At 66.3% G+C, this 14,205-nt stretch carries 13 protein-coding genes; 5 read left to right on the top strand and 8 right to left on the bottom strand.

Annotation, left to right across the window (positions count from 1 at the left end; genetic code table 11):
- Nucleotides 1-1,073: 1,073 nt before the first annotated feature.
- Nucleotides 1,074-1,688, top strand: coding sequence for a hypothetical protein (locus tag B5G20_RS10225; RefSeq protein WP_143750270.1), 615 nt, complete (start codon nt 1,074-1,076; stop codon nt 1,686-1,688).
- A gap of 411 nt (nt 1,689-2,099) precedes the next feature.
- Here B5G20_RS10225 and B5G20_RS09865 read toward each other — a convergent pair whose 3' ends face one another.
- Genes B5G20_RS09865 through B5G20_RS09895 form a run of 7 tightly spaced genes read right to left on the bottom strand, consistent with a single transcriptional unit; the run spans nt 2,100 to nt 7,418 of the window.
- Entirely contained in the window at nt 2,100-3,173 is a 1,074-nt protein-coding gene (locus tag B5G20_RS09865) for a PilT/PilU family type 4a pilus ATPase (RefSeq protein WP_087356744.1), read from the bottom strand.
- Nucleotides 3,174-3,176: 3 nt separating this feature from the next.
- Nucleotides 3,177-3,674: a hypothetical protein gene (locus B5G20_RS09870; RefSeq protein WP_204207780.1), complete on the bottom strand. Its 498-nt coding sequence runs from the start codon at nt 3,672-3,674 to the stop codon at nt 3,177-3,179.
- Nucleotides 3,674-4,315: a hypothetical protein gene (locus B5G20_RS09875; RefSeq protein WP_087356746.1), complete on the bottom strand. Its 642-nt coding sequence runs from the start codon at nt 4,313-4,315 to the stop codon at nt 3,674-3,676. Before B5G20_RS09875 ends, B5G20_RS09870 begins: the two co-directional genes overlap by 1 nt.
- Complete coding sequence (locus tag B5G20_RS09880) at nt 4,312-4,929, bottom strand: DUF4860 domain-containing protein (RefSeq protein ID WP_087356747.1); 618 nt, start codon at nt 4,927-4,929, stop codon at nt 4,312-4,314. Before B5G20_RS09880 ends, B5G20_RS09875 begins: the two co-directional genes overlap by 4 nt.
- Nucleotides 4,926-5,252: a hypothetical protein gene (locus tag B5G20_RS09885; RefSeq protein WP_087356748.1), complete on the bottom strand. Its 327-nt coding sequence runs from the start codon at nt 5,250-5,252 to the stop codon at nt 4,926-4,928. Before B5G20_RS09885 ends, B5G20_RS09880 begins: the two co-directional genes overlap by 4 nt.
- Nucleotides 5,253-5,264: 12 nt before the next feature.
- Nucleotides 5,265-6,410 carry a type II secretion system F family protein gene (locus B5G20_RS09890; RefSeq protein ID WP_087356749.1) on the bottom strand — a complete coding sequence of 382 codons (1,146 nt, stop codon included), beginning with the start codon at nt 6,408-6,410 and terminating at the stop codon, nt 5,265-5,267.
- Between the two features lie 24 nt (nt 6,411-6,434).
- Nucleotides 6,435-7,418: a transglutaminase-like domain-containing protein gene (locus tag B5G20_RS09895; protein WP_143750271.1), complete on the bottom strand. Its 984-nt coding sequence runs from the start codon at nt 7,416-7,418 to the stop codon at nt 6,435-6,437.
- A 255-nt stretch (nt 7,419-7,673) separates the two neighbouring features.
- Here B5G20_RS09895 and purE point away from each other — a divergent pair, with 255 nt between their 5' ends.
- The 4 genes from purE to B5G20_RS09915 all read left to right on the top strand — a co-directional run bounded on the left by purE (nt 7,674) and on the right by B5G20_RS09915 (nt 12,202).
- The gene (gene purE, locus B5G20_RS09900) at nt 7,674-8,147 is read left to right on the top strand and encodes a 5-(carboxyamino)imidazole ribonucleotide mutase (protein WP_087356751.1); all 474 of its coding nucleotides are present in this window, start codon (nt 7,674-7,676) and stop codon (nt 8,145-8,147) included.
- Between the two features lie 1,055 nt (nt 8,148-9,202).
- Nucleotides 9,203-10,012 carry a class B sortase gene (locus B5G20_RS10395; RefSeq protein ID WP_239286968.1) on the top strand — a complete coding sequence of 270 codons (810 nt, stop codon included), beginning with the start codon at nt 9,203-9,205 and terminating at the stop codon, nt 10,010-10,012.
- 76 nt (nt 10,013-10,088) lie between these two features.
- A complete protein-coding gene (locus B5G20_RS09910) occupies nt 10,089-10,493 on the top strand; it encodes a molybdenum cofactor biosynthesis protein MoaE (RefSeq protein WP_087356753.1) in 405 nt (134 codons plus the stop codon).
- A gap of 584 nt (nt 10,494-11,077) precedes the next feature.
- Nucleotides 11,078-12,202, top strand: coding sequence for a hypothetical protein (locus tag B5G20_RS09915; RefSeq protein WP_143750272.1), 1,125 nt, complete (start codon nt 11,078-11,080; stop codon nt 12,200-12,202).
- A gap of 433 nt (nt 12,203-12,635) precedes the next feature.
- On the opposite strand, the gene B5G20_RS09920 is transcribed toward B5G20_RS09915, so the two are convergent.
- Entirely contained in the window at nt 12,636-13,943 is a 1,308-nt protein-coding gene (locus tag B5G20_RS09920; RefSeq protein WP_239286967.1) for a putative ABC transporter permease, read from the bottom strand.
- Between the last annotated feature and the right edge of the window lie 262 nt (nt 13,944-14,205).

A 14,205-nucleotide genomic window follows, 5' to 3' on the forward strand; every position in this document is an offset into this window, starting at 1 on the left:
CATCCGCGCGGACGATTGGCCGGCGGCGCGCGCGATGGTGCCCGAGGTGGCCGCCGCCTACCAGGCAATCGTCGACGCCATCAACACCTGCGGTCTCTAGGTCGTGCCCGTGACCGTGGGGGCAGGTTGCGCTGTCGTGTGACAACGCAACCTGCCCCCACGGTCACGCGAGAAGCGCGTATCCGCTCCTTCGCGCTCGTCTTCAGCGCGCAACGGATAACGCGGGGCGACCGTGGCCATTTTTGCGGTCGAAAAAGTAATAGCGCATACGGTGCGAGCGTGTAAGGCGACGTGTTGGCACTCCTTGGATGTCAAAATGCGGCGCAAAACGGCATAATCAGGATGATTGCCCGATGCTGACCCGGCGGAGGGCTCGCCGCCGCCTCGTTCGGTGCCGGTGAATTACTTTTTCGACCTCACTTTTGGCCACAACGTCACCGCGTTATTGGCAAGCGGGGCATCGTGCAGGCGCGACACGCACGGTCATCGGAATTGCGGGCTTTCTGTGCAGGTATCGACGCGTGCCGCGGCAGCGATATGCGCAAAACGCTCTCCCATATGCTTTTGCTCCGCTTCAGCTTGTGGAAAACACGCGCCCCATGTTCACCGGTAGCTCTACGGTTAGATTCGTGTCAGATTTTGGTTAGATGTGGATTATTCAATTCCATGCACATTGGCTTAGGCTGCATCGGCCTCCGTCGGTTTTGCGGTCGGGGTATTGTGGAGCTATGAAGACGTGTGCGTACGGCATAACAGCTCTAGAGCTGTATCGGTCGAGCGGACGGTTGCTTCCCGACCTCCTCGACAGCCCGCGAACAGCAAGCCTCGCGGGTTGCGGCATCCTGCCGCGGGGCATGCTTGAAGACGTCTTTTCACGCGCCGGGGCGCTAACTAAACCCTATCACCTTCTGGTCGGCGACCCCTCCAGAGCTCATCGGCGGAGCGATATCGCGTGCCACGTGCGGACCTCGCCGCTTCCGCCCAGGAGCCTCATTTGCGCTGGCAAGGATCTGCTTCTGTCTGGCCCAGAGCTTCTGTTTGCTCAGCTTGCGGCCGCAAAGGATTGCGACATTTTGGATTTGGCGCAAATCGGTTACGAGCTGTGCGGGACGTATGTGCTCGATACGTCGTGGGATCAGCTCACCAACACCGAACGCCCCATGACAACGGTGGCAAAGATACGCCGCGTTCTCGATGGGCTCGGCGCCATGCGCGGCGTCGCTCGGGCGCGCTCAGCGCTCGATTTGGTCAGGGACGGGTCGAACTCTCCCCGAGAAACGATCTTGTCGCTGCTGACTTCGAGTCCGTGCACGGAAGGCGGGCTGGGCATTGAGGACATACGGCTCAACTATCCGGTTGCAACGCCGGTGGGGCCGCGTCGCGTTGACGTTGCCATCCCGCGGTATCGGTGCGGTATCGAGTACAAGGGCCGTGCCTATCATTCCATCGAGCAGTCGGAGCGCGACGACCGGAGGCAAAACAAGCTCGTTGGTTCGGGTTATACCATCCTAAACGTATGGTACGAGGACATCGTATCGGACCATCTCTTCCAGCAGTTTGTCTGCGACCTGTTTAGGGCGATGGGGGTTCGTCGGCGCGTGCGCGTTGCGGGGTTCGAGCAGAAGCAGAAGCTCTTGCGCTATAAGCTCATCCCCGCGTTCCAGCGATTTGAAGCAAATGCGTTTTAGCGTTCTCGGCGGGGCGCTTCGCGGGTGCGGGGCTGCCTGGTTTTGCGCTGGCAGCGTCCTGGGGGCGTAGCGGGTATCTCGTAGTGCCTTATGGCAAACCGGGGAACGATGTGGCCAAAAATGGGGTCGAAAAAGTAACGAGGGCACGTGGCTGGCGCAGCTGCGATGCGTGGGCGGGCGAGATGTGGCGATAAAAGCGCTTCAAGTTGAGTTTTCGGGCTCCGATGGTGTTGATGGGGCGGCTTTTGACCGCCCAAGCTTGCATCGAAGCGGTGCGAAATACTTTTTGGATAGTGTTTTTGGCCACAGAGGACTTCGGAAAGCTTCCGAGAACGTCTTGTGACGATGGGGACAGGTTATGTTGTCACGTGACAACATAACCTGTCCCCATCGTCACATTGTCATAGGGGGTTAAAGACCCTCGCTCGCGAGGCGGTTCTCGAGCGCCTCTTGGTGGATGGCGTGCTGCAGCGCCACGCCGCGCTCAATCACGCTGCGCTTCACCAGGTCAAAGAGGCTCTGGTCCATGGTGCGCATGCCGGCTTCGCCGCCCGCGGCGATTACCGAGTCGATCTGGTGCGTCTTGCCCTCACGGATGAGGTTGCGGATGGCGGTATTGGTGGTCATGATCTCAAACGCGGGCACCACGCTGCCGTCGCGCGCGGGCACGAGTTGCTGGCTCACGATGGCTTGCAGCACCATCGAGAGCTGCATGCGCATCTGGCGTTGCTGTCCCACGGGGAAGGCGTCGATGATGCGGTCGACCGTGCCCGCCGCTCCGGTGGTGTGGAGCGTCGAGAAGATGAGCTGCGCCATCTCGGCCGCGGTGACGGCGGTGCTGATGGTCTCGGGGTCGCGCATCTCGCCGAGCAGGATCACGTCGGGCGCCTCGCGCATGGCCGAGCGCAGTGCCTCGGCGTAGGTTGCCACGTCGGTGGGGACCTCGCGCTGCGTCACGATGCAGGTGCCGTGCCGGTGCACGTACTCGATGGGGTCCTCCATGGTGATGATGTGCCCCGTGCGCTCGTGGTTGAGCTTGTCGATGATGCAGGCGAGCGTGGTCGACTTGCCCGCGCCTGCGGGGCCGGTAACCAGCACCAGGCCGCGCGAGAGCTCCGAGGTGCGCAGAACCTCGGCGGGGATGTGGTAGTCGGCCGGGTCGGGCAGGCCAAACGGGATGACCCTGATCACCGCGGCGAGCGATCCGCGCTGGCGGAAGATGTTGGCGCGGAAGCGCCCCACGCCCGGCAGGGCAAACGAGAAGTCCTCGTCGTGGTTGCCGTCGGCGAGAAAGCGCTCGGCGTCGCGGTGCGCGGCGTCGTAGATGGCGCGCACCACCTGCTCGGTGTCGGCGGGCATGAGGGGGTCGGCATCGGCGCGCACCTGCCGGCCGCCGGCGCGGTAGGTAACGGGCAGGCCGGCGATGATGAAGACGTCCGAGGCGCCGACCTCGATCATCTCGTGCAAAAACTCAGTCAGGTTCATAGGTCATGCTCCCATCCATAGCGTGTCGGAGGTGTCTTCGGTCCAGGTGGTCGAGGTCTTCCAAGAGGTGATGCGCAGGTTGGCCTGCGCGGTGATGCCGAGGGTGATGTCGAGGCAGCGCTTGCTCGGCTGTTCGATGTGGGCGGTCAGGGTCGTGCCGTTGAGCTGGACGTCAACGGTCGCGTCGGGCCCCGCGGCGGCCTGCGCGCGCTCGATGAGCGTGTTGAGCTGCGCGCGGATGGCGGCGGTTCCCGCCTCGGCCGTGTCGCCCTGGGCGCGCACGGTGGCGAGCGCGCCGTCCGCCTCGGCCATAAGCGTCTGACCGGCTATCTCGTTGGTGTAGTCGTCTTGGGTAAAGCTCGCCTGCCGTTCGGCTAAGGCGGCGTCGGCGTGCGCAGTGGTAACCGACAGCACGGCCATCACGGCAAGACACACCACGATGACGAGCGTGAAGATGCTGATGGGGCCCATGCGGACGGACCCGCTGCGATCGCGTGCCATCATGCCACCTCGCCTTCGGGGACGTAGCGCGCCGTGGTGAGGGTGTAGATGGTGAGGCTCTCGGTCTGGGCGGCGGCGTTGCTGGGCGAGGCCGTGCTTGCGGCGGCTTGGCTGTCTGCGGCGGTGCTCTCGTCTTGGCCTCCCGCCGCACCGCTGGCGGCGGCAGGCGTGCGGTCGACGTAGATGGTAGCGGTCCAGAGCGTGCCTGCAGCTTGCTCTGTGGGCTCAACGTCTATGACGAGGTAGTAGGCGTTGCCCGTCTGCGGGCCCGTGGCCGTGGTCGCCCCGTCGAGCGCGGCGGGGTCTGCAGCCGCGGCAAAGCGCTCGGCGGCGTTTTGGGCGATGGCCACGGCCTCCGAGAGCTCGGCGCCGCGCGCGGCCTCGGTGCGGGCGCTGGCAAAGAGCTGGGCAAACACCGCGAGCGCGGCCGTAAGGAAGGCGAGCAGCACAAGAGCCTCAACCAAGAAGGCCGTGCCGTGCCAGAGCGGTGCGCGCTCGGTGCGCGCGGCCGCGCCCCGGGTGGCGACGGGTGAGTCGAGCGCTTCGGGCGTGCCGGTGCGCGCGTCCTCCCCGAGCTCTCGGGCGCTCGCGGCGATGTCCTGCAGCCACGATGCGCGCTGCGTGCGGTACGGGTCGGTCATTGCCGCTCGCCCCCTTCCGTGCTCTCGCTGGCGGCTGTTGCGGCCGCGGCAACGGGTGCCGCGTCCGTGTCGTTGTCGGCCGCGGCCGTCGCGGCTGCGGGCCCCTCGGCCCCGTCGGCCGCGCCGCCCGTTGCCCCGTCGTCCTCAATCGCTCTGGCCGACCTCAGCGCGATCTCGGTCGTGCCCTCGTCGGTCGTCAGCACAACCAGCTCTTCCGCGGGGTCGAGCTCCACATCAAAGCGGTTGGTCGTGGCAAGCACCGAGGCGTTCGTGGCGTCGTACGGCGTCCCCGCGGGCACGTACTCCTCGACGAGCGAGCCCTCGTGCAGGTAGAGCCGCGTCTCAAACGTGCCGCTCTCCAGGTGCTCGGTCAGCACCAGCGCGTCGCCGCCCTCGGGGTCAGCCTCGGTGCGCACGGAGTCCTCGGCATCCTTAGACCGCACGATGTTTGCCACCAGCGAGCCCGCCAGCCGCGCCTCGCCCGACGCCGCACCCGCGGCGTGGATGCGCCGGTACACGCCCGTGCCCATGAGGAGCGCCAACAGCAGCGCCGCCACAAACACAAAGAAGAGCGCCACGGTAAAGAGGTGCTCGCGGTCGGTGCGCGCGTTCATCGGGGCACCACCACAACGCTCGGCGCCACGTTGGAGGCAAACGCCTCGTAGGTTATGACGTAGTCCTCGTGGTTCACGGCCAGACCGTAATGCTCCTCGAGGTACTCGATGGTGGAGGGGTAGGAGCCCTCAACGGCGCAGCACTGCGCCGCAACGGCGAGTACGGCTTCGCGCACGCTCGCGCTGCCCTGCTCGAGCGCCTGCCGCTGCGCCACCCAGGCGCCGCCCGCCACCAGTGCGCAGGCGAGCAGCGCGGCCACGCAGCCGGCGGCAATCCACCGGCGCCGCCGCGCCCGCTCGCGCTCGGTCACTTCGTGGTACATGCTCTCACCGCCTTACCCGATCGAACCCATAATGCCCACGAGCGGCAGCATGATCGCAATGAGCGTGGCGCCCACGGCCACCGTCAAAAACGCGGCGAGTGCCGGCTCGATGCTGTTGACCACGCGGTCGATCTGCGCGAGGGCGTCGTCAAAGAAGGTGCCCGCCAACCGCGCGAGCACGTCGTCGATGCGCCCCACGCGCGTGCCCACCGCGAGCATGCGCGCGTAGACGGGCTCAAAGACCTCCGCCTCGGTAATGGCCTGCGCGAGCGAGCGCCCGCGGTCGAGGTCGGTCATGGCGCGCTGGGCCCGCTCAAGGCGCTGGCGCAGCTCGTCGTGATCGACGGTGGCGAGCGCCTCGCGCATGGCCGCGTCGTCATCGAGCCCCGCCGCGGTGTAGGCGGCGAGCGCGGCCGAGAAGCGCGAGAGCGCAAGCTGGTACATGGCGCGGCGCGTGAGGGGCATCCGCTCAAAGAAGCGCACGAGCCGCTCCTGCCCGGCCGGCGTGCGGCTGGTGGCAAAGGCGGCGAGCGCTGCCACGGTGAGCACGATGGTGAGCACGAGGGCGATCCACCCCAGTACCACGGCCACGCCCACCACGGCGGACGACCCCGCGGTGAGCGAGCCGGCGAGGCCCTCGTACACGTCGATGAACACCGGCAGGATCACCCACACGGTAAGGGCGAGGATCACGCTCATAACCGCCAGCAGCGCCGCGGGGTAGCCCACGGCCGCGCGCACCTTGGCAAAGACGCGGTCTTCCTCGTCGTAGTAGGCGGCGAGGTTACCGAGCACGTCCTCGAGGCGGCCCGAGCGCTCGCCCACGGCGATCATCTTCTCGGCGTGCGCAGGGAAGGCGCCCACGCCGCGGACGGCGCGCTCGAGCGGCTCGCCGGCGGCGAGCGGCGGGTAGAGCTCGCGGCAGACGCGCCGGAAGGAGGCGTCCTCGAGGTGCTCGCCGAGCATGTGGACGGCTTCGTCGAGCTGAATGCCCGCGCCGAGCATGAGGGCGAGACCCTCGCAAAAGGCGCTCACCGCGGCGGCGGGGAGAGTTGACCCGCGCTCGGCCGCGTCGTCGGGCCGGGTTGCATCGCGCTCGGTCGTGGCGGCGCGCTCGCTTGCCGTGGCCCTTGCGCTATCGCTTCTTGTATCGCTCATCGCTCACGCCCTCCATCATCTGTATCAGTACACGTAGCGGTCAGTGTAATCAGTTCCGTCGCCCACGGTGTCGCCCGAGCCCGCGGCGGCAAACGTAAGGTCGACGCGCGTCCAGGTGTCGGGGCTGATGCTAAACTCCACGCTCGTCCAGCTGCCGTTGATGTAGACCATGTTCCAGGCGTGGTAGACGCCGTCGGGCGAAACGTAGCCTGTGATGATCTTGGCGGGGACTCCCAAGCTGCGCAGCATCGCGGCTGCGAGCGAGGCGTAGTCAAAGCAGATGCCCGTCTTGTTGGCGAGCGTCTCGTCGGGGTTGGGCACGTAGCCGGTGGTGCCGCTCACCTGCTTGGCCTTGTCGTTGTCGTAGCTGATGTTGTCGACGATCCACTGGTATACGGCGCGCATGACGTCGCCCTCGTTGGTGGCGCCTTTGGCGAGCTCGCGTGCCTTGGCCACGCAGGCGCTGTCGGCCGTGTAGCTGCAAAAGAGGTTCGGCCGCAAAAACGGCTCAAACTCGCTCGCGAGCGTGATCTGCTGGTCGGCGCGGGCGATTTCGACGTAGTTGTTGCCGCTCGTGTTTTGCATGACGCGCACGGCGTAGGAGCCGTCTCCCATGTTGACGGGCACCGAGATGGGGGTGCCGTCGCCGGGGAGGTCGTAGTTGTAGCTCATCTCGCCCTGCACAACCTGCAGCTTAAGGCGGCTGCTGTTGGTGGCCGAGGCGGCGATGTAGCCGTCGGCTGTGTGCGAGGTGTCGATGGAGGCGCCGTTTGCCGAGGTCGCGGCCGAGGCGTCAAAGGGGGAGAGGGCAATCTCGGTGGGCTCCTCGTAGGCGGGGCCGCTCGTCTGGCCCGCATCGTCTGCGCCTCCGCCGCCGCCCGAACCCGAGCCGCCGCAGGCGCTCAGCGGCAAGGCGAGCGCGAGCGCCCCCGCAAGGGCCGCCGTGCCCAGTGCCCGCAGCGCGGCGCGCGGCCGCCTTGGCGAGCGTATGTGGCTTTGCCTCGGCACGATGGGCTCCTCGGACGTTCCCCGTACATTGCCCGTATTATACCGGCGCGGCGCACGCCCGGGGAAACACATGGTGCCGGGGGCGACAGTTTGACGCCCGACTGACGTCCCGCCGGCGCCCGTCCGCCGCGCGTCCGCCTTGTGGCGGTGCCGTGTACCTGCGTCACAAGTAGGGCCGGGTCCGGCGCGGACGCCTTTTGGCCGGGCTCCTCCGGCTATACTGGAACATACTGTTGCCGCAACAAAGGAGGAGCAATGGCCGATTCTGACAAGAAGACCCCGCTGGTGGGCATCATCATGGGTTCCAAGTCCGACATGCCTACCATGGAGGGCTGCACCGCCGAGCTCGAGCGCCTGGGCGTGCCCTACGAGCTCGTGATCGCGAGTGCCCACCGCACCCCCGACAAGGTGCACGAGTGGGCGGGATCGGCCGCCGACCGTGGCCTCAAGGTCATCATCGCCGCCGCCGGCAAGGCCGCGCATCTGGGCGGTGTGGTGGCTGCCTTTACGCCGCTGCCCGTCATCGGCGTGCCCATGAAGACGAGCGACCTGGGCGGTCTGGACTCGCTCCTCTCTATGGTGCAGATGCCCTCGGGCGTGCCCGTGGCCTGTGTCGCCATCAACGGCGCCAAGAACGCCGCGATCTACGCCACGCAGATCTTGGGCGCAACGCTGCCCGAGTACCGCGCGGTGGTCGAGGAGCTCAAGGCCGAGATGGCCGAAGCGTAGCGCCCGCGCAACCCGCCTTCTAGCGCCCGGCCCCGGAGTGGTCGGGCGCTTTTGGATGCAGCGACGGCCGGATGTCTGCGCAATCGACCGGAGGGATAAGCATGGCCGAATACCAGGGAAAACGCTTTAAGCGAGCCGGCGAGGTCTCGTCGGCCCATGGGGCTCGGCCTTCTGCCGGCTCCGTGGCGCGGCCTGCTACCGGTGCCCACGCGGCGCCGGCCTCGAGCCATGGGGCACCGACCGCTGGCCACAGGGCTTCTGCCTCAGGCGGCGCAGGGTCGAGGTTCCGCCGGTCGGGCGATGCGCCCGCGGCCGCTCAGGCCGGAGCGGGCCGTCGGTTTGCCGCGAGACCCAGCGCCGCATCGAGCGCGACGGCCCCCGGCGCACATGCCGCCCCGGACCGCAATGCACCTGCCGCACAGCCCGCCACCGGTACCCATCATCGCGCGGCATCGGGGCAGGCTGCGCCGCGCTCGGGCGGATTTGCCGGTGGCGCCCATCGGGCGCCTGCGCCCACCGCGCACGGCACGCGGTTTGCATCGGTCTCCGCCCAGTCTGCCGCTGCCGGCGCCCCGTCCGGTGCTCACCGCGCCAACCCCGCCTCTCAGCCCGCGGCCGCTGCTCCCGGCTCCCACGCTGCCCACCGCGGCACATCCGTTGCCCGGCCGGAGGCTGCCTCAACCGGCGCTCACCCAGATGCCACGAGCGTCCTTCCCGCTGCTTCGGCGTCCTCGCAGCACGGCGCGCCAACCCGGGCGCCTCACACCGCTACGTCTTCGCCGCGAGCTGCCGCGGGTGTTGTCCCGCCGGCGCCGGCAAACGCTCACGGCTCGTCTGCCCACGGCGGTGCTCGCCGCGCTACCGTTGCCCCCTCCACCTACACCACCGCAGCGGGCGGCGGTGGACGCCGTGGCGGCAACGGTGGCCGGGGCGGCAATGGCGGCAACCACGACGGCGGTGGCCGTGGTGGCAACGGCGCCGTCTCCAACCACGGTGGCGAGCCCCGCAATCCGCGCCGCCGCATCCTCCCCAAGCTGCTCATCAGCTTGGGCATTGTGCTCTTGCTCGTGGCCGGCGGCATCTTTGTGCATGCGCTGCTCGGCTATCGCCAGGCGGAGGAAACCTACGCGAGTCTCGCCGAGTACGCCCCCATCAGCGACTCCGAGAACTCGGGCATCCCGATTGTCGACTTCGATGCGCTCAAGGCCATCAACCCCGATGTAGTGGGCTGGATCTACGCGCCGGGCACCAACATCAACTACCCGGTGGTGCAGGGAAGCGACAACACCCACTACCTCACGCACCTCTTTGACAACACGTCCAACAGCTCGGGCAGCATCTTCCTCGACGCCGACGCCACCGCGCCCGGTATGGTCGACCAGCAGACGCCGCTCTATGGGCACCACATGAACAACCGCAGCATGTTCTACGAGATCGACGACACCGTCGACCAGGCGGCCTTTGACGCCATCACCGAGGTGTACTACATCACCCCCGAGGCCACCTACCGCTGTACACCGCTCATGACCTGCGTGATTGACGAGACGCTCGTCGAGGCGCGGCAGGCCAACTTTACCGGCGACGAGACGCTCACCGACTACCTCGGCACGATGCGCGGCTATGCGCGCGCCGAGGCCGACGACGTTGAGGCGCGCATGAAGTCGACGGAGAAGGTGCTGACGCTCATCACCTGCTCGGGCGAGCTGCCCGGTCCCGACCGCAGCGTGATGGTGCTGACGGTCGATGGGTCGACGCCCAACCCCGACTCCGCTGCCGCGGCGTACGCCACCGCTGGTGACGCTGACGCTGCCGATGCGACGGCCGGCGACGCCACCGGCAATGCCGACGCCACCGCCGCCGCATAGCCGCGCGTCACCAGCACCCGCCGCTGGCGACAGTCGGAGCCCTCAACCCCATACGCCAAGCCAAGAAGGAGTTCCCATGACGAAGCCCCTGCCCTCCATCGATGCGTGGATGCGCGAAGCCAAGGCCGACCCGACCGCCGCGCGCTGCGGCATGTACCTCGTGCACAACGGCGTGGTGCGCGAGACCCCCAAGGCCGAGGTCCGCGGCGTGCCAACCGACGGCGTTCAGCCGGGCGACAAGGTCGCCTCGCTCGTCTTTGGCTACGACGAGGCCAAGGTCGAGGCCGCCATCGAGGCCGCCCGGCAGCTCCCTGGTATCTTTTACGTGCGGGTTTGGCTCAACGAGGGCGAGCTCGCCGTGGGCGACGACATCATGTTCGTCCTGGTGGGCGGCGATATCCGCCCGCACGTGATCGACGCGCTGCAGCAGCTGGTCGGAACGCTCAAGAACGAGTGTGTGACCGAGCTCGAGCGCGCCTGATCCGACTCTTATCCGGCAGACGGGCGACCTAAGAAACAATGACCCCCTGCAAATAGGGGGTTATTTTCAAAACCTCGCGCCAATGTAAGGATGGAATCGCGTCCTGCTGAGTAGACCGACCTCGGCGTGCAGAGAAAGCGCTGGTAGACGAGGTGCCGTTTTGGAAGCTACTCGGCGTGTGCCGTTTTCATCCTTACATTGGCGCGAGGTTTTAGTTTCAACCCCCCCCTCAGGCGGCACGATTCAGGCTCCACAGAGCACGCGGCCCTCTGCAGGGCGTCCGTTGTGTTGGCCAGCACGACAGATGTGTGCTGGCGACCGACCCCCGCAACCCTTGCCGCCGCGGCCGCGCGGAGGCGCTCCGCTCCGCTAGCCTCCGCAGCCTGCGCGCGAGTCGCCCTTACCAACCTCCGCCCCGCTCCGGCCAACTTTTCATCGAGTGCCCTAGCTTGCTGACCTGGCCCGGCGCTGTGACGGTGCAGTTTTTTACGACTGGGGGTTGATTCTCCGGCGGACGCTACTAGGCTCTGTATATGGAGACTGTGGCTGACATATCCGCTTGGGCGTATGCCTGCACTCCTCCCGTGGTGCGGGACATCGCGATCCCCGACGAGCGCGCCGTCGCTTCGCCGCCCCTCGGCGCTGGCTATCCGGCACGCCTTCTGACCCTGCCATCGCGCGCGGGCGAGGCCCAGCGCCGCTTGGCTGGGCGCATGCTCTTGGACCTTAAGGGCGTGGAGCCGCCGGTGTACGTCATGCGCTCCGACAGCTTTGATGGCACGTCGGGCAAACTGATTTCGTGGCATCGGGCGTCATCTTGGCTGCAGCCGCGGCATTGCGAAGACATAGGCAATGGGGTCAGCGTCGTCCTCCCAGAATATGCACTGATGCAGATGGCGCGGGCGCTCACACCGGCCAAGCTTGCCCTATTGATGTTCGAGGCGTGCGGCATCTATACGCTCGCGCCGCAGACCCAGCGCATGGAGCTGGTCATCCACGATTTGATTGCACAAGACGTGCTCAGGCCGGGAGTGGTTCTCGGCGGCGACGACGGCGTGCGCGAGTTTGCCGACGCGCGGGGTCGGCGCGTCGCGTTTGTAGACGCCCGGGGAGAAGACCTGGGATGGCAGCTCAGCTTTGACCGCATGGGCAACCCGACCAATCTCTGGAAGCGCCCGCCCCTGACCTCCCATGCGTGCTTGGAGCGGGTGGTCGAAGAGCTTGCAGGCGCGCGCGGTATACGGACGGCCGCCAAAGCGCTTGCGCTCTGTTGCGACGGTTCGGGTTCGCCGGCGGAGTCGCGCGCGCTGATGATGCTGTGCGGCCCTTGCTGGGAGGGCGGCGAGGGGTGGCCATGGCCTTCGGTGAACCGTCGTATCGACTTTGACGATCAGGCCCGGTGTCTAGCGGGAACCTCGTATGCCGTGGGCGATGCGGTCTGGATGGACAAGCGGGTGATCCTCGAGGTAAAGGGTTATGCCTATCATGCCGATCGGCAAGGGTTCCATGAGGAGGAGGGTCGTACGGCGGCGCTTGAGCATATGGGGTTCAGCGTGTTCAGCCTAACCTACGACCAGATGGCCGACCTGGAGCTCTTTGAGAGCAGGGTCCATGCGTTGGCGTGGTTGCTGGGATTTCCGCTTAAAACGCGATCGAGGAGTTTCTTGATGCGCCGAGAGCGGCTTCATAGAGAGCTGTTCGAAGGCTGAAGGGGCGTCTATTATTGCCCACGAGCTCTGCCGACGCTCGAAATAGGGGGTCAGAATAAAAACTTCGCGCCAATGTAAGGATGAAAACGGCATCTGCCGAGTAGCCCAAAAAATGGCGCCTCATCTACCAGCGCTTTCTCTGAGCGTCGAGGCCGGTCTACTCAGCAGGGCGCGATTCCATCCTTACATTGGCGCGAAGTTTTGAAAGTGACCCCCTATTGGGGCGAGATGATAGGCCGTTTGGGACTTTCGGGGCGTCGCACTAGTGGCGGCGTCATGCTCCTCGCTATGCTTCTTGAGCGTTACGGCGATTGATCGCAGGGGAAACCAGCAATGGAGTGGGACCCGCCAGGCCACCGATTCTTCCGCGCGCAAAAGGGGCTGGGCGCCACGGCACCCAGCCCCTCGGTCGGCTCAACAGCCTGCGCTGCCGCTACTTTGCGACTGCGCTGGAATCCACACGGCTAGAGTTCTCGGGCGTAATGGTCATGCTCTGGAAGCGATGCTCCATGTACGCGTCGTCAAAGTGCTCCGCGTAGAACTCCTCCACCGGCGAGTTTGGTTGGACGCCCGACACGCGCTCAAACCAGCAGTCGAGTGCCTGCAGGGTCATCACGCCGTTGACCAGCATGAGCACGGTGCACAGCGCGGTAAACGAGTAGCGGATCTTCCAGGGGATGAGGTTGATGAGTTTGAGCAGCCGCGGCAGGCAGAACTTGATCCACGCAAACCCCAGGGCGCCCCACATGCACATGAACGGCGTTGACGTGCGCCCCTGCGCGATGATGGCAATGGGGTCGGGTATGCCAAAGATCTTCATGCCGGAGTAGTTCCAGGCCACGGCGCCAAACGCAGTCTGCATAAACCAGCTCACAAAGAACTCAAAGAGCCCGCCAATCACGGCCGAGACCAAAAAGATGATGATGGGGTTGGCCTTGTAAAAGCGGTTGAGCGCGATCGTCATGAGCACGGCGCCAAAGCCGTAAATGGGCGAGAACGGCCCAAAGAGCACGCCGGCGCGATCTTGGTAGACGCCCGGGTCGACCACGACCATGTGGTAGACGGTCTCGATCACGAGCCCCAGCACGCTGCAGACCATAAAGACCCAGAACAGGTTGAAGAAGTTGAGCTCGATGTAACCCTTGCCCTCGCGGTCGCGGCCGAGCATGCCCTCCTCGGCGGCCTCGCGGTCCTCGAGATCGCGCAGGCGGCGCTTGAGCTCGCGCTCCTGGTGCAGCGACGGATCGACGGTAACCGAGAGCGCCAGCAGGATGACGAGCTGCACGGCGGGGTGGATAAGCTCGGCACCGATGCCCTGCAGCATGATGAGGATGACCATGCTCAAGATGGTGGTGAGGATGAGCAGGTGCGAGATGAGCCCGGCGTGCCGGCGGTGGTTGCGCAGCAACGAGATGCCAAACGCCACAAGCGCGATGGCGTTGGCGATGGCGATAACGACCCCGATGGCAAAGACGATGACGGTGAGCGAAGGGTCGCGGCTGACGCTCGAGCTGGCGGGATGGGTGATGAGCGCCCAGCCCCAGAGGAACATAAACAGGAGCAGGACGGGCGCCGTGACGATGCCATCGATGGTGCAGAGCAGCCCGTACACCTTGATGACCAGCGGGATCTTCTTCCGCTCCTCGGGCGTGGGGGTGTTGGGGTTGAGGTCGTTGCCGGGCAGGCCGTAGTCGCGGGGCTCGGCGGCGGTACCATGGGGCTGGAGTGTTGACGTGCTCACGGGAGCCTCCTCTGGTGTTGATGGGAATGGGGTCATGATACCCCGGCAGGTGGCGCGTCCAACGAACGAGACGCAGGTTAAAGGCAATATTAAGCAATCGGACGTCCGTATGGGGCGGGGTGAGGCGGCTGGGTTTGGGCCCATCCGGCTCGCGTAGTGGCGGCGGAGCGGGCGAGGCCGCTGGGTGCGTGGACTTCTTCTCGCAGGCCCAGGGTCGCGTCGCCGCACCCGACCTGCCCCGTGCCCGCCCCGCCCCCGCAGC

Source organism: Collinsella sp. An7, assembly GCF_002159335.1.
Classification (GTDB): Bacteria; Actinomycetota; Coriobacteriia; order Coriobacteriales; family Coriobacteriaceae; genus Coprousia.